Genomic DNA, 18,066 nt, shown 5'->3' on the forward strand with positions numbered 1-18,066 from the left:
CCCCCGCCCCGCCGGTGGCGCGTCCGGCCGTGGCTCCGCCCGCGGGCGCACGCTACATCACCGACGTCATCCGCCCCCCCGAGACCCCGGATCGGGCGGTCAGCACTCCCTCGCCCAGTCCCGCCGGCCGGCCGTCGAGCCCCGAGGGCGTCTCGCCGGACCTGCCGATCCAGGCCATCGAACCCGCGCCGCGCAACCGGCGCTGAGCGACCCCTGGCACCGGGGCGATCGGCCCGTCGCGGTGGCCCGGCGGGGGGACTTTCGGCGAATGCCCCCTATGTCGGGTGCATGAAACGACTCCTGATCGGCATCCTCCGGGCGATCGCCCTCCTGGTCGCTCCCTTGGTGGCCCCCTCGGTCGCCTCCGCCGCGCCGGCGGCCGAGGCGCCGGCCTTCATCCTCGTCGGGCTCGACGGCAAGACCTTCTTCGCCCCCGAGGGCGGCCGGAACGGTCCGAACGGCCACGATGCCATCGGCGTCCTCGACGTGAGCGACGAGGCGCGGCCCCGGCTCGCCCACACCCTGCCCCTCGACAACTCCGTCTACGGACCGCCGACCAACCTGAAGGTCACGCCGGACGGCCGCCTCGGGCTCGTGGCGAGTTCGGTGGTCATGCGCCGGGAGGGCACGGCCTGGTACGCGCAGGCCGACGACCGGCTCCACGTCATCGACCTCGCCGCCGTCCCGCCCCGCCTCGTCGAGACGGTCCGGGTCGGACGCCAGCCCTCCGGCCTCGCCATCGACGGGAGCGGCGGCCGCGCCCTCATCGCCAACCGCGAGGGCCGCAGCGTCACCCTGCTGACCATCGCGGGGACCGCCGTGCGCCCCGTCGCCACCGTCGATGTCGGCGACGAGGCGGCGGCGGTGGCGTTCGCCCCCGACGGGCGGCGGGCCTTCGTCGCCAAGAACAAGGCCGGCCGGATCGGGGTTCTGTCCCTCGACGGCACGGAGATGCGCTACGATCCCGGCCTCGACCTCCCCGTCGGCCCGGGCGTCTACGGCCTCGCCGTCACGCCCGACGGCTCCCTCGCGCTCACGGGCAACACCGGCACCGAGCCGAGCGACGGCCATGCCGACAGCGTGAGCGTCATCCGCGCCGACGCGGCGCGACCGGTGGTCATCGACCATCTCGGCATCGGCGACACCCCGGAGGCCCTGGCCATCGCCCCCGACGGCCGCCACGCCGCCGTGTCGGTGGTGCGCGGGGCGAGCGCGCCGCACGGCGCCCCGGGCTACACGCCGACGGGCGCCGTGGCGCTGCTCTCCCTCGAATCCGACGGCACGGTCCGGCGCGTGGCGGAGGCGGAGGCCGGGGCGGTGACCCAGGGCATCGTGTTCAGCCCGTCGGGCGCCTACGTCTATATCGGCAACTACGTCGATCGCACCCTCGGGGTCTATCGGGTCACCGGGGATGCCCTCGCCGACACGGGCTACCGGCTCGACCTGCCCGGCCAGCCGGCCTCCCTCGGCGGACGCTAGGCGGCGCGAACGACATGACGCAACCGTCCGACGAAACGCCCCTCACCATCGAGCTCGGCCTCGGCGGCACGATCGTGGTCGGCCCTCACCGGATCTCGGTGTCGGAAGCGGCCGCCGTCCTCGGGGCGATCGCGGAAACGAGTTCGGTCCAGGGCATCGCCACGGGGCTCGGCCTGTCCTACCGGGCGGCCTGGGAGCGCCTGCGGGTGCTCGAGGCCGCGTTCGGGCATCGGCTCGTGCAGAAGACGCGGGGGCATGGCAGCACCCTGACGCCGACCGGCCTGCTCCTGCGCGAGTCCCTGGCCGCCGCGGCGTCCAGCCTCGCCGCACCGCTGGCCCGCGAGGGACGGACCCTCCGGGCGCGCCTCGGTCCCGTCCTGGGCGGCGACGCGCCCCCCCTCGCGATGGTGGCGAGCCACGACCTGCTGCTCATGGAGGTCGGGGCGAACTGGCCCGGTCTCGCCCTCACCGTCGCCGGCAGCGAGGACGCCCTCGCGCGCCTCTCGGACGGGCGCGCCGACGCGGCGGGGTTCCATTGCGGCCCCCTCGATCTCGTCGCCGGGGGACCCGCCTTCGCGGAAATCGCCGGCGATCCGGGCTTCCGGGTCCGCCCCCTGTTCGAGCGCGAACAGGGCTTGATGCTCGGCCCCGGCAACCCCCTCGGCATCCGCGCGGTGGCGGACCTCGCCGGGCGCGGAATCCGCTACGTCAACCGCCAGGGGGGATCGGGAACCCGGGTCTGGTTCGACCGCCTTCTGGAGCAGCACGGCATCCCGGCGGCGAGCATCCGGGGCTACGCCACGGAAGAGTTCACCCACCAGGCCGTCGCCGCCGTCATCGCCTACGGCGCGGCCGATGCCGGACTGGGCGCCCGCGCGGCGGCCGACCGCTTCGGCCTCGATTTCCTGTCCATTGGCTGGGAGCGCTACTACCTCGCCACCGCCGTCTCCGTGCCGGACGCGGCCTTCGACGACCTCGCGCATGCCCTGGCCGAACGGGCCGGGCGGATGCCGGGTTACCGGCGTGCGACGTCCTGATCCTCCTGCATTTGCGCGCTACCTTGGAGCCAATCCAGGCTGGCGGTGTTGCCCAGGGTACGCGCCGTCGATGGCCGGCCCGTGGCCGATCATCGCCGGTCGGCCCCCCTCGGAGACCCAGATGGGACGTCCCGAAGACCTCGAACTGAATCGGAGAGACCTGATGGTCGGAGCATCCGCCGCCGCGGCCCTCGCCGCCGCGCCGAACGGCGCCCGCGCCGATGCCAGCCCCGCCGGCACCGGCAGACCGGTGATGGCGAAGGTGTCGCTGACCGTGAACGGTCAGCGCCGCGACCTCGACCTCGACACCCGCACCAGCCTACTCGACGCGGCACGCGAGCACCTGCACCTGACCGGCTCGAAGAAGGGCTGCGACCACGGCCAGTGCGGCGCCTGCACCATGATCGTCGACGGGCGGCGCATCAACGCCTGCCTGACCCTCGCGGTCATGCACCAGGGCTCGGAGATCATCACCATCGAGGGGCTGGGCCAGCCCGAAAACCTGCACCCGATGCAGGCGGCCTTCATCAAGCACGACGGCTACCAGTGCGGCTACTGCACCCCGGGCCAGATCTGCTCGGGCGTGGCGGTGCTGGCCGAGATCAAGGCCGGCATCCCGAGCCACGTCACCGCCGATCTCAACGCCACCCTTGCGGTGACCGAGGCCGAGATCCGCGAGCGCATGAGCGGCAACATCTGCCGCTGCGGCGCCTACTCCAACATCGTCGAGGCGATGACCGAAGTCGCGGGGAAGCCGGCATGAAGTCCTTCACCTACGAGCGCCCGAGCTCGCCCGCCGAGGCGGCCGCCGCCGTCGCCGCCACGCCGAACGCCAAGTTCATCGCCGGGGGTACCAACCTCCTCGACCTGATGAAGCTGCAGATCGAGACGCCGGCCCACCTCGTCGACGTGAACGGCCTCGGCCTCGACCGGATCGAGCCGACGGACGAGGGCGGCCTGCGCGTCGGCGCCCTCGTGCGCAACACCGATCTGGCCGCCGATGCGCGGGTCCGCAAGGACTACGCCGTGCTCTCGCGCGCCCTGCTCGCGGGCGCCTCGGGCCAGCTCCGCAACAAGGCGACCACCGCCGGCAACCTGCTGCAGCGGACCCGGTGCCCGTATTTCTACGACACCGCCCAGGCCTGCAACAAACGCCAGCCCGGCTCCGGCTGCTCGGCCCTCGACGGTGTTTCCCGGCAGCTTGCCGTCATCGGCGGCAGCGACGCCTGCATCGCCACCCATCCAGGCGACATGGCCGTGGCCATGCGGGTCCTCGACGCCACCGTCGAAACCGTCGACGGCAAGGGCGCCACGCGAAACATCCCGGTGGCCGAGTTCCATCGCCTGCCGGGCGACAGGCCGGAGGTGGACACCACCCTCCGGGCCGGCGAACTCATCACCGCGGTGACGCTGCCGAAGCCCGTGGCGGGCACGCACATCTACCGCAAGGTCCGCGACCGCGCCTCCTACGCCTACGCGCTGGTCTCGGTCGCCGCCATCCTCGGCAGGGACGGCACCGGGCACGTCGCTTTCGGCGGCGTGGCGCCGCGTCCCTGGCGCGTCGAGGCGGCCGAAGCCGCCCTGCCCAAGGGCGCCAAGGCGGTGACCGACCAGGTCTTCGCCGGGGCCAAGCCCACCCACGAGAACGCCTACAAGCTGAAGCTCGCCGAGCGCACGCTCACGGCGGCGCTCAACCAAGCGAGGGCCTGAGCCATGAAGTTCGACACCCCCGCCGGCCAGAACCCCATCGACCAGCTCAAGGTCGTCGGCAAGGCCACCGACCGGATCGACGGCAAGTACAAGACCACCGGGACCGCGCCCTACGCCTACGAGCGCCACGACGTCGTGGCGAACCAGGCCTACGGCTACGTGCTCGGGTCCGGCATCGCCAAGGGCCGCGTGCGCCGCATCGACACCACCGCGGCCAGGAAAGCCCCCGGGGTCCTGACGATCGTCACGACCCTCGAGACGCCCCGGATGGAGCGCGGCATGATGAATGCCGCCTACCTCTTCGGCGGCGACGAGATCCAGCACTACCATCAGGCCATCGCCGTGGTGGTGGCGGAGACCTTCGAGCAGGCCCGGGCCGCCGCCTTCCTGGTGAAGGTCGACTATGCCGCGGCGCCGGGCAAGTTCGACCTCGCCGCCGAGGCGAAGGGCGCCAAGCCGGTCCCCGGCGACAGCGGCGAGGGCAGCGGCGGCAACGGCGAGGAGCGGGTCGGCGATTTCGAGGGCGCCTTCGCGCAGGCGCCGCTGACGTTCGACGAGACCTACACCACCGCCGACGAGAGCCACGCGATGATGGAGCCGCACGCGACCATCGCGGCCTGGGACGGCGACAAGGTCACGCTCTGGACCTCGAACCAGATGATCGCCTGGGGCCACGGCAGCCTCGCCAAGATCCTCGGTATCCCCAAGGAGAACGTCCGGCTCGATTCGCCCTACGTCGGCGGCGGATTCGGCGGCAAGCTGTTCGTGCGGGCCGATGCGGTGCTGGCGGCACTGGCCGCGAAGGCGGCGGGACGCCCGGTCAAGGTGGCGCTGACCCGCCCGCTCATCGCCAACAACACCACCCACCGGCCCGCCACCATCCAGCGCGTGCGCATCGGCGCGACGCAGGACGGCACCATCACGGCCATCGCCCACGAGAGCACGTCGGGCAACCTGCCCGACGGCGATCCCGAGACGGCGGTGAGCCAGACCAAGCTGCTCTATGCCGGCGCCAACCGCCTCACCGCCATGAAGCTCGCCCACCTCGACCTGCCCGAGGGCAACGCCATGCGGGCCCCCGGCGAGGCGCCCGGCCTGATGGTGCTGGAGGTGGCCATGGACGAGATGGCGGAGAAGCTCGGAATCGATCCCGTCGCGTTCCGCATCCGGAACGACACCCAGGTCGATCCGCACGCGCCGGAGCGTCCGTTCTCCCACCGCGACCTCGTCGGCTGCCTCACCCTCGGTGCGGAGACATTCGGCTGGTCCAAGCGCAGCGCGAAGCCCGGCCGGGTCCGCGACGGGCAATGGCTCGTCGGAATGGGCATGGCCGCGGCCTTCCGCAACAACATGGTGATGAAGTCCGGCGCGCGGGTTCGCCTGGACGGCGCCGGCACGGTCACGGTTGAGACCGACATGACCGACATCGGCACCGGCAGCTACACCATCATCGCCCAGACGGCCGCCGAGATGATGGGCGTGCCCCTCGACAGGGTGGTGGTGCGCCTCGGCGACTCGGCCTTCCCGGTCTCCTCGGGCTCGGGCGGGCAGTTCGGCGGCAACTCGTCGACGGCGGGCGTCTACGCGGCCTGCGTGAAGCTGCGCGAGGCGGTGGCCCAGCGCCTCGGCATCAACTCGGCGGACGCCGTGTTCGCGGACGGGCAGGTGCGGGCCGGCAACCGCGCCGTGCCCCTCGGCGAGGCCGCGGCGGCGGGGGCGCTCACCGCCGAGGACAGCATCGAGTTCGGCGACATCTCGAAGAAGCAGCAGCAATCGACCTTCGGCGCCCACTTCGTCGAGGTCGGCGTCGATGCCGACACGGCCGAAATCCGGGTCCGGCGGATGCTGGCGGTGTGCGCGGCCGGGCGCATCCTCAACCCGAAATCCGCCCGCAGTCAGGTCATCGGCGGGATGACCATGGGCACCGGCGCCGCCCTGATGGAGGAACTCGCCGTCGACACGAAGCGCGGCTTCTTCGCCAACCACGATCTGGCCGGCTACGAGGTCCCCGTCCACGCCGACATCCCGCACCAGGAGGTGATCTTCCTCGACGAGGTCGACCCGATGTCCTCGCCGATGAAGGCAAAGGGGGTCGGCGAGCTCGGCATCTGCGGCGTCGGCGCGGCGGTGGCGAACGCGGTTTACAACGCCACCGGCATCCGGGTGCGGAATTATCCCATCACCCTGGACAAGCTCCTCGACGCCATGCCGGACGCCGCCTAGGCCCCGCCTCCGCGCCATCGATGCCGCGACGGATACCGGGCCGTCGCGGCGCCCGAGCGGAGCCGTATCCCCTCAACCCGGAGGATAGGCCGGAAGGCGTGCGACCGGAAACGCCGGTGATCGCACGCCCCCGCGTCGTGACGATTGCCGCCGCGCCACCGTCTCCATCCGGAGGCACCCGAACCGCCATCGTCGCGGCGGACGGGTCTGATCGTTCACGTTCACGTCAGTGGTACGGTTATACCAGCCGCGATCCGGTCCTCCCCGGAACCGCCGTCGCACGCCCCCGTTACGGCTTGGCTCGATACGAGCGGCGGGCGGGGTGATCGAAGGTGGTGGAGGGCGTCGACAGGCACGAGCTCCGGCAGATCATCGCCGGTCTCACCGAGGGGGTGATCCTGATCGAGCCCGATCAGTCCATCGCTTACGCCAACACCGCGGCCCTGGCGATGCACGGGGCCGAGACCCTCGACGACCTGGGCGGCACCGTCGACGCCTACCGGGAGCGCTACGCCCTGCGCTACCGCAACAACCAGGCGCCGAACCGCTACCCCATGGAGCGGGTCGTCTCCGGCGAGAAGTTCCACGACGTCATCGTCGAGGTCCGGCGCTCGGACAAGCCGGAGGTCGATTTCGTCCACTCGCTCCGGAGCCTCGTCGCCACCGACCGCGACGGCAATCCGAGCTGCCTCGCGCTCATCCTGAAGGATGTCTCCGGGCAGTTCGAGGCCGAGGAACGCTTCGAGACGACCTTCAACGCCAATCCGGCACCGGCCGTGATCTGCCGGCTGTCGGACCTGCGTCACGTCAAGGTCAATCTCGGCTTCCTGGAGATGACCGGCTACACCCGCGACGCCGTCATCGGCCGCAGCGTCTACGAGGTCGACGTGCTCGCCGGTGCCCGCAGCCGCGACCTCGCCATCGCGCGGCTCCACGCGGGCGGGACCATCCCGCAGATGGAGGCCTGCCTCGACTTACCGGACGGAAGCACCCGCTTCGTCATCGTCGCCGGCCAGCCGATGGACCTCGGCGACGAGCCCTGCATGCTCTTCACCTTCGCCGACCTCGAGCTGCGGCGGAAGGCCGAGACCGCCCTCAAGCAGAGCGAGGAGCGGTTCGCCAAGGCGTTCCGGCTCACCCCCGTGCCGACGGTACTCGCGCGGGCCGACGGCTTCTCCATCACGGCGGTGAACGAGGCGTTCTCGCGGGTCTTCGGCTACGGCGCCGACAAGGTCGCGGGGCGCTCGCCGTCCGACCTTCGCCTCTGGGTGCACGAGGGCGCCCGGGACAAGTTCGAGACCGCCGTGGCGCGCACCGGCTACGTCCTCGGCCTCGAGGTCTGCCTGCGCCACGAGGACGGGACGAACCTCGATTGCCTGATCTCGGCCGAACGGGTCGAGATCGGCGACGAAGCCTTCGCCCTGCTGGTCCTGCAGGACATCACCGAACGCAAACGGACCGAGCGGGACCTGTTCGACGCCATCGAGGCGGTGATGGCCGACACGTCCTGGTTCAGCCGCGGGCTCATCGAGAAGCTCGCCAACCTGCGCCGGCCGGGCAGCGAGCACAAGGACGGCCTCGTCCCGAACGTCACCGTGCGGGAACGCCAGATCCTGGACCACATCTGCCAGGGCCTGGACGACGACGCCATCGCGCGGCGCCTGAACCTGTCCCGCAACACGGTCCGCAACCACTCCGCTTCGCTCTACCGGAAGCTCGGCGTCCACAAGCGCTCCGAGGCCATCGTCTGGGGACGCGACAACGGCTTCCCCCTCGCCTCCCCCGGGTAAAAGAAATCCCCCTACCGGTACATCTGCACCATTGCCGGGCGCCGATCACGGGCTACTTGAGAGCCGGCACTCTTTCCCACCTTTTGCCCACCTCTTGCCCCGGCATCCTGGAGATCTTCGTGAGCCCGCAGCAGACGTCTTCGGCGGCCGACAAGCTCAAGGGATCGGTCAAGGAAGCCATCGGCAAGTTGATTGGCGACGAAAAACTCACTGCTGAGGGAAAAACTCAGCAGAAACTACCGAAGTCAGACGTGAAACCAAAGGCTACTTCCAAAACGTAGCTTTGGTCGAACGTCACCCCCGACGAACACGAACGTCACGAAAAAGAAGGAGAGACATCATGGTCGATACGGACCGCATCACCGGCGCCGCCAAGGAACTCGGCGGCAAGGTTCAGGGCGCCGTGGGCGACCTCACCGGCTCGAAGCGCGACTCCGTCGAGGGCCGGGCCCGCGAGGCGCAGGGGACCGCCGAGAACCTGTACGGCCAGGCCAAGGACACCGTGCGCGATGCGGCCGACCACGTCGCCGACACCGCCCGCGACCTCGGCGGCAGGGTCCGCGACACGGTCGGCAACCTCGTCGGTTCGGGCGACGTCGAGGACCGCGCGCGCCGCGCCCAGGGCGCCGCGGCGGACACCTACGAGCGCGCCGAGCGCTCGGTTCGAAGCGCCGGCCGCGAAGCCTACGACTATGCCGAGGACGCCTACGAAAATTCGGGCCGTTCCGTGCGCCAGGGCGGCCGCGAGCTGACCCATCAGATCGCGGAGCACCCCGTCGCCGCCCTGCTGGTGGCCGGCCTCCTCGGCTACGGCCTCGGCCTCCTCATCCACGGCCGCGACTGAACCCGCAGGCCCACCATCGATCGGTCCGACCGCGCCGGGACCGCGCGGTCGGACCCTCGCGTTCCACCCCCCACTTCCCCCTCGCCCGACCGAACTTCTCGGACGACCGAATTTCTTCGACGACCGACCACCCGGAGTACCTGTCACGTGTCCACTTCCCCCATCCTCGCGACCCCCGCGGCCTCGGCCGACACCCGCACCGTCCTGCTCAACTCGGTGTCGTGGGGCGCGATCTTCGCCGGCGCCGTCACCGCCCTGGTGACCCAGGTCATCCTCAACATGATCGGCGTCGGCGTCGGCCTGTCGAGCGTCGGCACCACCGCCGCCGACAACCCGGCCGCCTCGACCCTGTCCATGGGCGCCGGGATCTGGTTCATCGGCTCCGGCATCGTCGCGGCGCTGGCCGGCGGCGTCCTCGCCGGCCGCCTCTCGGGCAAGCCCGTTGCCGGCACCGCCGGCCTGCACGGCCTCGTCTCCTGGGCGGTGACCACCCTCGTGGTCCTGTACCTGCTGACCTCGGCGGCCGGCGGCCTCATCGGCGGCGCGTTCTCGGGCGTGACCAGCACGCTGGGCGGCGCCGGCTCCCTCGTGGGCGGCACCGTGCAGACGGCGGCCCAGGCGGCGGCTCCGTCCCTGTCGAAGATCTCGAATCCCCTCGACGGCATCGAGCAGTCGGTCCGCAACCAGGCCGCCGGTCAGGACCCGCAGGCCGCCAAGGACGCCGCCGTCGCGGCGATCCGCGCCCTGTTCACCGGTGACCCGGCCCAGAAGGCCCAGGCCGAGACCCGCGCCGCCGACGCCCTGGCCAAGGCCCAGGGCATCCCGGCCGATCAGGCCAAGGCGCAGATTCAGGACTACAAGAAGCAGTACGACGAGACCGTCGCCACCGCCAAGGTAAAGGCCGAGCAGGCCGCCGTCGCCGCCAAGTCCGCCGCCACCCAGGGCGCCTTCTACGGCGCGCTGGCCCTGATCCTCGGCGCCCTCGCGGGCTTCCTCGGTGGCCGCCTCGGCGCCCCGCAGCCTGCCACCCTGGTCGCCGGCTACGACGCCCGCCGCGTCTGAACGGTTCGCCGATCCTGCCGGTCCCGGTTCGCCGGGGCCGGTCACCGGTCGAACTCGGCCGGTTGTCATTCACCCACAGCACAGGGGCACCCCCATGAGCAGCACCACCGACAAGATCAAGGGTCTGGCCAACGAGGCCGTCGGCAACGTCAAGCAGGGCGTCGGCAACGTCACCGGCAACGACAAGCTCGTCGCCGAGGGCAAGGCCCAGGAACTCAAGGGCGAGGCCCAGAAGACGGTGGGCGAAGCCAAGGACGGCGTCGCCTCCGTCGTCGACAAGGTCACCGGCAAGCGCTGAGCCGGACGACCATCCCGTGGCGGGCGACCGGATTCCGGACCCGCCACCCCGTGCCTTTCGAATCCAGGAGAATGCCATGAATCGCGATCAGTTCAGTGGCGCGACCCGTCACCTCAAGGGTCGCGCCCAGACCGCCCTGGGCGGCGTCACCGGCGATCCGGCCCGCCAGGTCCGCGGCGCCGTCAACCAGGTGTCCGGCGGGGCGCAGTACGCCTACGGTCGCGCCCGCGACCGCGCCGAGGATTTCGCCGAGGACGGGCGGCATCTCGCCCACGAGGTGCGTGACCGTGCCGGCAACCTGATCGATGACGGCCGTCACCTCGTCGGCGAGGCGCGCGACCGCGCGGGAAACCTCATCGAGGACGGCCGCGATTTCGCCCGTCACGCGGCCAAGCGCGGCACCACCTATGGCCGACAGGCCGTCCGCTACGCCGACGACAACCGCACCTCCGCCCTGCTCGGCCTCGCCGCCGTGGCCTTCGCCGTCGGCTGGCTGTCCCGTTCCAGGCGCTGACCCGCACGCATCCGGAGAGATCCCATGATCCGCAAGCTCCTGACCGCCTTCCTCCTCCCGAAGGTCATCGCCTATGTCAGCCGCCGCTTCGGCGGCCGGGCCGCGACCCCGCCGAACCGCCGCGGCCACTGACCGCCACCGGCGGGCGCGATCGTCGCCGGTGCCCGCCCCCTGTCCCCTAGACCGGACGCAGACCGGGACCGCCGCCCCGGCCGAGCCCGGAACCCCATGAAAGGTTCACCCATGAGCAAGGGCTACCCCTCGATGACCGCGCTGCTGGGCCTGCTGGCCGTGGCCGGCTACCAGAACCGCGACAAGCTCGCCGAGCTTCTCAAGGGTCCTGACACGGGTCACGACACGACCCCGGCGCAGGGCGCCGTCCCGCACGGGTCCGGCGCGCCGTCGGCGGCCACCGGGGGCGGCCTCGGGAACCTCGCCGGCCTCATCGGCGGCGTCGGCACGGCCGGCATCGGCGGCGTCATCGCCAGCGGTCTCAGCGAGCTGGTAGAGCACTTCACCAAGGGCGGCCACGGCGAGACGGCGAGTTCCTGGGTCAATCATGGGCCGAACCGCGAGATCCCCGAGACCGATCTGGAGCGGGCCATCGGGGCCGACACCCTGGATCATCTCACCCGGCAGACCGGCCTGAGCCGCCCCGCCCTCCTGTCGCGCCTGTCCCGCGAACTGCCCTCGGCTATCGACCGCTACGCCGCGGACGGACGCAAACCCGCCTGAGGAACGTCGGAACCCGCCTGCGACGCGCCAGGCGGGTTTTTTCATGAGCTGGGTCGGGATGCGCCGGGATGTGCCCCGATGAACTACCGACGGGCTCCCCGGAGGGGACGCTGAGCCGGTCGCGGATCAGATCGCCTGGGCAAGCCAGGGATCGCGCAGAATCCCCACGTGTTCCGGCTTGGCACTGACCTGACTGGCGACCGCAGGCGAAGTGCAGAGACGATTTCGCCCGGTTTGCTTGGCAACGTAGAGGGCTTCGTCGGCGCGGGTGATAAAATCGTCCCCATCGGTGTCTTTTCTCAAGCAGGCGGCGCCGATGCTGGCGGTGACCTTCAACTGCGTGTTGTCCGGCAGGAGGATCGAGCCGCCGGCGATCTGGTGGAGCAGGCGCTCGCCGAGCGTCGACACGTCGTCGAGATCACTGTCGAGGGCGACCACCAGAAATTCCTCGCCCCCGTACCGCACGACCCGGTCGGAGGTTCGACAGGAGTGGAGGATCAGGCCGGCGACGTGCTTGAGGACGAGGTCGCCGACGGGATGACCATAGGTGTCGTTGACGTGCTTGAAGTGATCGAGGTCGATGAGCAGGGCGGACAGGGGCCGCTCCGTCCGCCTCGCGATGGCTACTTCCGCGTCGATCATCTGGTCGAGATACCGGCGATTGAAGGCGCCGGTCAGGGGATCGCGGATGACGTCGCTCTCGAGTTTCGCGATGCGGACGATATCGCGGGTCGTGGAAGCGGACAATTGGGCGACGATGAGGACGAAGGCCCCGCCCGCGAGCAGGATGGTCGAGACGATGAGATCGGTAATTCTGACGATCGAACTCGTGGAACTGAGGATGCCGAAAGCGGCATAGCCCACCATGAAGAGCATGATGAGCGAGCTGAGGATGCGCTACAGTCGATGCAGGCGCCCTTCGCGCACCATCGTGAGGATGTCTGAGATCGGCTTCAGCGATGCAGCCAGCAGCGCGATGCCGATCAGGATTATGAGGGAACTGAGCCAAGCCATAGGCTGAATGTGGCACGCAACCATGAAGAGAGCGTTTCGCCGTCGGGTGAATATTTATATTTGCCGGACAATCCCAGAGATCACCACGGCCGATCGAGCAATATCCAGCTCTCGATATTTGCTTTTCAAATAAGACACCGTGACACTTCGACATGCATCACGGTGGTTTGCGATGGGGGGGCGCAAGATCTTCGCAGCCCCATTCGAGCGATAGACAAGCTTGTCGTCGGGCCGAACCGACGGCGGCCATCCCGATGGCGACCCGAGTTCTTGACGAACCGGCAACCGCAGCGTCGGAGAGCGCCCTAGAGCCGCACCAGCGCCCGGGCGACATCGCGCAGGGTCTCGCCGGACACGTCCGGCGCGCGCAGGACGGCGGAGTACGGAAGACCACGGGCGACGTAGCCCGTCAGCAGGCCGGCGACCTTGGCGCCGTGCAGGTCCCACGGATGGGTCGCGACCAGGGCCATCTCGTGCGGAGCGACCCCGGCGGCCTGCACGGCATGGCGGTACACCTCGGAGCGTGGCTTCGACAGCCCGACATCCTCGACGGAAAGAACCTGCTCGACGAGACCGTCCATGCCGGCGGCCGCGAGCAGGCCCTCCGTGGTCTGGGTCGCGCCGTTGCTCAGGGCGAAGACCCTGATGCCGGCCTCGGCGAGAACCGCGAAGGCGGCCTTCGCATCGTCGTGCGGGGGCAGGGCCTTCATCATGCCGAGCACGGCCGCCCTGTCCTGCGGGGCGACGTCCAGGGCGTGCATGGCGAGCAGTTCGTCGAGGCATCCCGACAGGACGGACTGGAAGGGTGCGAAGGTGCCCGTCGCCGCCAGGGCGAAGGTGTCCCGCAGGCCGGCCGTGTAGAGGAAATCCAGGGCCATGGGCGGCAAGCCCAGGGCCACCAGGGCCGGCCGCATGGGCTCCAGGGTGAAGACCGTGCCGATGATGTCGAAGGCGACGACCTTGGGTCTCGTGGGCATGGGGTGACGCTCCGTCGTCGTGTTCGCCGGGGCAACGCCGGGGCCCGGCCATGGCTGCATCACGACCTGTGACGGCGATCCCGCGTGACCGCGATCCCGCATGACCGCGATCCCGAACTGGAAACGCAAAGCCCCGCCGCCCTCCGCCCCGTCACGCATCCGCACCGCCCTGGTCGGACGCTGGGCCGACATCGGCGGAAGGGCGGTTGCCAGGAGGGGCCGGTTCGCTCCCGGGTCCCTCAGGGACATTCGATCGAGGACCGAAGAGAGCGGGGCGCCCTCACGGGAGGCCGCCCCGCTCTTCCGGGCAGGTCGCAGTCCCGCGACGCGCGACCCTGCTACTTGCTGCCCGCCGTGCCGGTGACGGCCGCGGCGAAGGCCCCCTTGAGGTCTTCGATCACGGCGGTCTCGGCCTCCTTGGCCTTGGCGACCACGCTGGCCATGCCGAAGAACTCGTGGGTCACGCCGGGATAGTCGCGGTACGTCACCTGACCGCCGGCGGCCTTGATCTTGTCGGCCAGCATCTTGCCGTCGTCGTGCAGCGGATCGATCTGCGCGGTCACCACCGTGAACGGCGGCAGGCCCTTCAGGTCGGCCTTGCCGACGATGTCGAGGCGCGGGTCGGACCGGTCGGCGTCGGTGCGCACGGTCTGGTCGTAGAACCAGGCCATCATCGGCTTGTCGAGGGGCTTGGCCGCGGCGTTGTCCTTGTAGGACTGCGTGTCGAGGTTGGTGCCGGCCATCGGGTAGACCGCTACGACCCGGACCGGCTTCTCGACGTTGCCGTCGCGGGCCGTGATGGCCACGTTGGTCGCGAGATTGCCGCCGGCCGATTCCCCCAGCAGGGCGACCCTAGACGGGTCCCCGCCGAAGCTTTTCGCGTTGGCCAGCGCCCACGTGTAGGCGGCGAAGGCGTCCTCCTGCTGGGCCGGGAACTTGGCCTCCGGCGCGTGGCGGTACTCGACGGAGACCACGATGGCCTTGGCGCCCTTGGCGATGGCGCGCGGGGTGGCATCGTAGGTGTCGAGGTCCGCGATCACGAAGCCGCCGCCGTGGTAGTAGACCACGACCGGCAGCGGACCGGTGGCACCGTCCGGCGCGTAGATCCGGACCTTCTGGGAGCCGCCCGCCGTGTCGTAGGCCAGATCCCTGGTGGTGACGCCGGGCTCGGGCACGGTGTTCCGGCCCTGCTCCGTCAGGAGCGCCTTCACGCCGTCGGCGGCGCTCGGCTGCGTCCGGGCTTCGGCGGGCGACAGCTTCGGGAGCGGCTTCGGGTCGAGCTTCTTCATGGCGTCGAGGACGTGCTTCATATCGACGTCGAGGTTCGCCATCGGCGAGCCGGTCACCGCCGACACCGCCCCGTCCAGACGATCCTTCAGGGTCGGTGCACCCTGGGCCCGGGCGGACGCGCCCGACAGGAGGGCGGTGCCCGCGAGCAAGGCGGCCAGGGCGTGCGACTTCGGTCCGACGATCATGGAATGTCCTTGGGTTCGTGAAACGGACCGCCCGTCCGGCGGGCAGCTCCTCGACCAAGGGAACGACCCCTGTCCCGTCTCGTTCCCAGCCCCGCCCGTCCCCGAACGGAGGCGCCCGAACGGAAGCCATGGTGAACCCGCGTCCCGATCAACCCCGCGGCCAGCCTCGTTCGCACCCGCCTCCGCGCAGGCTGAACCGGGACAAGCCGGTGACCAATGCGAGGGCTCGTGCGGGATACGCCGACCGAACCGATCGTGACGTGCGATGAAGCCGGCGGATTGGATCAGGTGAGTGGCGGAGAGGGGTCCGTCGTGGGCCCATCGATTTCGCCGCATACTATCGATATACAATGGCTTTTTACTTCGCATCCGACTGTATGTTGGACGTTTCCATGGCGTTTGATCGAATCTCGAGATGGCAAGATTCAGATCTCCGTCGAACCTCAGGTTCAGATCGCCCTGCGCTGGGCAAAAGAAAACCCGCCGCGGCAAAGCCGGGCGGGTAAAAGTGGGGTCTCCGAGAATTCAGGAGCGAAGCAGGCTGACGAAGCCACACCACCGGTCGTGGTCGGAGGTGTGGTCGCAGCCGTTGCCGGATCCCATCAGGCGACGCTGTAATCGAGCAGAATGCCGTTTTGCAGCTGATGATCGGTTTGCTGGTGATTTTCTGGGCTCTCTGAGAAGTTGATTAGTACAGTGGCGCGGTCCCGCGCACCTGAAGAAAGAAGATTGTCATAGTAGGCGAAGCCAGCGGCGTCTGGATTGCGATGCAGCGTATTTTCATACAAATTGGTTATGTACTGCTGATTTGTTATGTTGGCGCCATATTTCTGCTGGAATTCCGGCGAGTTGATGAAGCCGACAGCATCGTCGTGAAGGCTGACACCCCTGTCCAGCAGATCGACGTGGAACTTGAGGCCAGCACTCTCTGGAGCCCGGTCAAGCGCCGCCTGGTAGAGACGAAATGCTTCGCCCGCGTTGCCATTAAAATCAAGCGCGAGGACCTTGTTGTCGGTGAAATGAAGGCGCTCGACGTTCATAAGGTAGTCGATCTCACCGGTCGACTTATTCTGAAGCGCGAGCACACCATTCTGCGAAGCCGCATTGTAGGAGCTGAGTGAGCCACCTGCTACGAACGTGTCGAGGCCAGCGCCACCATCGACAAGGTCATTGCCGCTGTTTCCAAAGATGACGTCGCGGCCGCCCAGGCCGTTGATCGTATCGTTGCCCCCGGTGCCGTGCAGCGCGTCCGCCGCCTCCGTGCCATTGATAACCTGTCCAGGTGTGCCGGGGTTGAGCGGAATCGTGCCGGTGCCGCCAGTTCCTCCACCCGTGCCTCCTTCTGTTCCGCCGCCGGGCCCGCTGCCAGTCCCGCCGCCCGTGAGCGCTCCGGTGAGGGAGCCAACGGTGCCCAAAAGAGCATCCACCGTGGTGGGGATGAGGCCGCCGCCGTTACCGTAAGACCCGCCGCCGAGAAGTCCGCCGAGGAGGCCACCGTTCCCGCTGGTCGAACCCGTACCAAGATCAACACCCAGATTAATAATCGGCGAAATCGAAGTCGAGCCGGTCGCCCCAATGCTACCGTCGATCGCGATGATCGAGGTAGTACCTCCAGCCCCGATGTTCAGTCCGACCAAACCGCCGAGGTTCAAATCTACAACTGTGCTGCTCTGACCAGAGCTGCTGCCGGTTGAGGCTGTGATGCCGACAACCTCACCTAAAATATTGCCAGACGTAGAGCTGATGCCACTCACAAGACCACCAAATGCCGAGCCAATACCGCCAAGTAGTAAGGCCATTGCTTTCTCCGATCCGTAAAATTGTAGCGACGTCTCTATCGCTTCTTGTATGTTGTCTGGATTATCTTAAAACTCAACTAATATGCGAGTAGATTCGCCTTTTAACTTCGCATGACAGATTTTTAGGTAAATAACTCTTTAATTTTCAGTAAAAATTCGCTTTTAGTTAGAATCTTGACCGCATTGAGGACTACTCCAACGAAAACCCGCCACGGCGCGAGCCGGGCGGGTGAAGGTGGGATGACCCTGACCTGACCCTGACCCGCCAAACTGGTCCACGCTGAGCGCAAGTTTTTCGGGCATCCTGAACCCTGAAGGAGGGTGGATGCCATGCCTCGCAAACGCTTCACGAACGAACAGATCGCCTTCGCCCTGCGGCAGGCGGAGAATGGTGCGACGGTCGACGAGGTCTGCCGGAAGATGGGCGTGTCTGAGCCGACGTTCTACCGCTGGAAGAAGCAGTTCGCCGGCATGGGCGTGCCGGAGATCCGGTGGCTCAAGCAACTGGAAGACGAGAACGGCAAGCTCAAGCGGCTGGTGGCTGACCTGACGCTGGACCGTTCCATGCTGCAGGATGTCCTGAAGCGAAAGTGGTGAGGCCCGCCGCTCGCCGCGAGGTCGCCGATCATCTGCAGGTGACCTATGACGTCAGCGAGCGTCGGGCCTGTCTGGCCACCGGCTTCGGCCGTTTGTCTCAGCGCTACAGGAAGCGCTCCGACCCGCAGGTCGCGCTGCGCATGCGGTTGAAGAAGCTTGCCGCCGCACGGGTGCGCTACGGCTACCGGCGGCTGCACGTCCTGTTGCGACGGGAGGGCTGGGAGGTGAACCACAAGAGGACGTACTGGAACAACCCACGACGAGGGGCTGTCGATCCGGTCCAAGCTGCCCAAGCGTAAGCGGGCTTGGCGGTATCGCCAGGGCCGGCCGGCGATCGGTGGGCTGAACGAGGTCTGGGCCATGGACTTCACGTCCGTCCGCCTCTTTGATGGTCGTCCGTTTCGGATCCTGACCGTCGTCGATTGCCACACGCAAGAGGCGCTCTCACTCACACCGAGAACCAACTTCCGCGCCTTCCAGGTGACCGAGGCCCTCGACGCCTTGGTCAGGCT

Annotated in this window: 16 protein-coding genes and 2 pseudogenes; 14 read left to right on the plus strand and 4 right to left on the minus strand. The window is 68.9% G+C overall.

Annotated elements, in window-relative coordinates:
- The 13 genes and pseudogenes from FV218_RS22880 to FV218_RS17845 form a co-directional block, all read left to right on the plus strand.
- Positions 1-206 (plus strand): annotated as a pseudogene (locus tag FV218_RS22880) (hypothetical protein); the annotation flags it as partial.
- 82 nt (positions 207-288) lie between these two features.
- Entirely contained in the window at positions 289-1,479 is a 1,191-nt protein-coding gene (locus FV218_RS17790) for a YncE family protein (protein ID WP_246685167.1), read from the plus strand.
- Between the two features lie 14 nt (positions 1,480-1,493).
- The gene (locus tag FV218_RS17795; RefSeq protein ID WP_147710951.1) at positions 1,494-2,516 is read left to right on the plus strand and encodes a substrate-binding domain-containing protein; all 1,023 of its coding nucleotides are present in this window, start codon (positions 1,494-1,496) and stop codon (positions 2,514-2,516) included.
- Between the two features lie 121 nt (positions 2,517-2,637).
- Positions 2,638-3,279: an aldehyde dehydrogenase iron-sulfur subunit PaoA gene (gene paoA / locus FV218_RS17800; protein WP_082475953.1), complete on the plus strand. Its 642-nt coding sequence runs from the start codon at positions 2,638-2,640 to the stop codon at positions 3,277-3,279.
- Positions 3,276-4,226: a xanthine dehydrogenase family protein subunit M gene (locus FV218_RS17805; RefSeq protein ID WP_056087343.1), complete on the plus strand. Its 951-nt coding sequence runs from the start codon at positions 3,276-3,278 to the stop codon at positions 4,224-4,226. The genes paoA and FV218_RS17805 overlap by 4 nt, the downstream gene beginning before the upstream one ends.
- A 3-nt stretch (positions 4,227-4,229) precedes the next feature.
- Positions 4,230-6,449 carry an aldehyde oxidoreductase molybdenum-binding subunit PaoC gene (gene paoC / locus FV218_RS17810; protein WP_147710952.1) on the plus strand — a complete coding sequence of 740 codons (2,220 nt, stop codon included), beginning with the start codon at positions 4,230-4,232 and terminating at the stop codon, positions 6,447-6,449.
- 332 nt (positions 6,450-6,781) lie between these two features.
- Positions 6,782-8,239, plus strand: a complete 1,458-nt coding sequence (locus FV218_RS17815) for a helix-turn-helix transcriptional regulator (RefSeq protein ID WP_147710953.1) — start codon at positions 6,782-6,784, stop codon at positions 8,237-8,239.
- Positions 8,240-8,358: 119 nt separating this feature from the next.
- Complete coding sequence (locus tag FV218_RS17820; protein WP_147710954.1) at positions 8,359-8,520, plus strand: CsbD family protein; 162 nt, start codon at positions 8,359-8,361, stop codon at positions 8,518-8,520.
- Positions 8,521-8,579: 59 nt separating this feature from the next.
- The gene (locus FV218_RS17825) at positions 8,580-9,083 is read left to right on the plus strand and encodes a CsbD family protein (RefSeq protein WP_147710955.1); all 504 of its coding nucleotides are present in this window, start codon (positions 8,580-8,582) and stop codon (positions 9,081-9,083) included.
- 147 nt (positions 9,084-9,230) lie between these two features.
- Positions 9,231-10,145 carry a PhnA-like protein gene (locus FV218_RS17830; protein WP_147710956.1) on the plus strand — a complete coding sequence of 305 codons (915 nt, stop codon included), beginning with the start codon at positions 9,231-9,233 and terminating at the stop codon, positions 10,143-10,145.
- Positions 10,146-10,239: 94 nt separating this feature from the next.
- A complete protein-coding gene (locus tag FV218_RS17835) occupies positions 10,240-10,443 on the plus strand; it encodes a CsbD family protein (RefSeq protein ID WP_056087357.1) in 204 nt (67 codons plus the stop codon).
- Between the two features lie 76 nt (positions 10,444-10,519).
- Positions 10,520-10,957 (plus strand): CsbD family protein, encoded by a 438-nt coding sequence (locus tag FV218_RS17840; RefSeq protein WP_147710957.1) that lies wholly within the window; start codon positions 10,520-10,522, stop codon positions 10,955-10,957.
- A 243-nt stretch (positions 10,958-11,200) separates the two neighbouring features.
- On the plus strand, positions 11,201-11,692 hold the full coding sequence (locus tag FV218_RS17845) for a YidB family protein (RefSeq protein WP_147710958.1): 492 nt from the start codon (positions 11,201-11,203) through the stop codon (positions 11,690-11,692).
- A 126-nt stretch (positions 11,693-11,818) separates the two neighbouring features.
- Here FV218_RS17845 and FV218_RS17850 read toward each other — a convergent pair whose 3' ends face one another.
- The 4 genes from FV218_RS17850 to FV218_RS17865 form a co-directional block, all read right to left on the minus strand.
- Positions 11,819-12,568, minus strand: coding sequence for a GGDEF domain-containing protein (locus FV218_RS17850; RefSeq protein ID WP_147710959.1), 750 nt, complete (start codon positions 12,566-12,568; stop codon positions 11,819-11,821).
- Positions 12,569-13,011: 443 nt separating this feature from the next.
- On the minus strand, positions 13,012-13,683 hold the full coding sequence (locus FV218_RS17855; protein ID WP_147710960.1) for a haloacid dehalogenase type II: 672 nt from the start codon (positions 13,681-13,683) through the stop codon (positions 13,012-13,014).
- Positions 13,684-14,021: 338 nt separating this feature from the next.
- A complete protein-coding gene (locus tag FV218_RS17860; protein WP_147710961.1) occupies positions 14,022-15,158 on the minus strand; it encodes an alpha/beta hydrolase in 1,137 nt (378 codons plus the stop codon).
- A gap of 602 nt (positions 15,159-15,760) precedes the next feature.
- Entirely contained in the window at positions 15,761-16,957 is a 1,197-nt protein-coding gene (locus FV218_RS17865; protein ID WP_147710962.1) for a DUF4214 domain-containing protein, read from the minus strand.
- A gap of 330 nt (positions 16,958-17,287) precedes the next feature.
- Between FV218_RS17865 and FV218_RS17870 the strand changes: the two are divergent.
- A pseudogene (locus FV218_RS17870) lies at positions 17,288-18,066 on the plus strand (transposase); the annotation flags it as partial.

This window comes from Methylobacterium sp. WL69, from assembly GCF_008039485.1.
Taxonomy (GTDB): domain Bacteria; phylum Pseudomonadota; class Alphaproteobacteria; order Rhizobiales; family Beijerinckiaceae; genus Methylobacterium.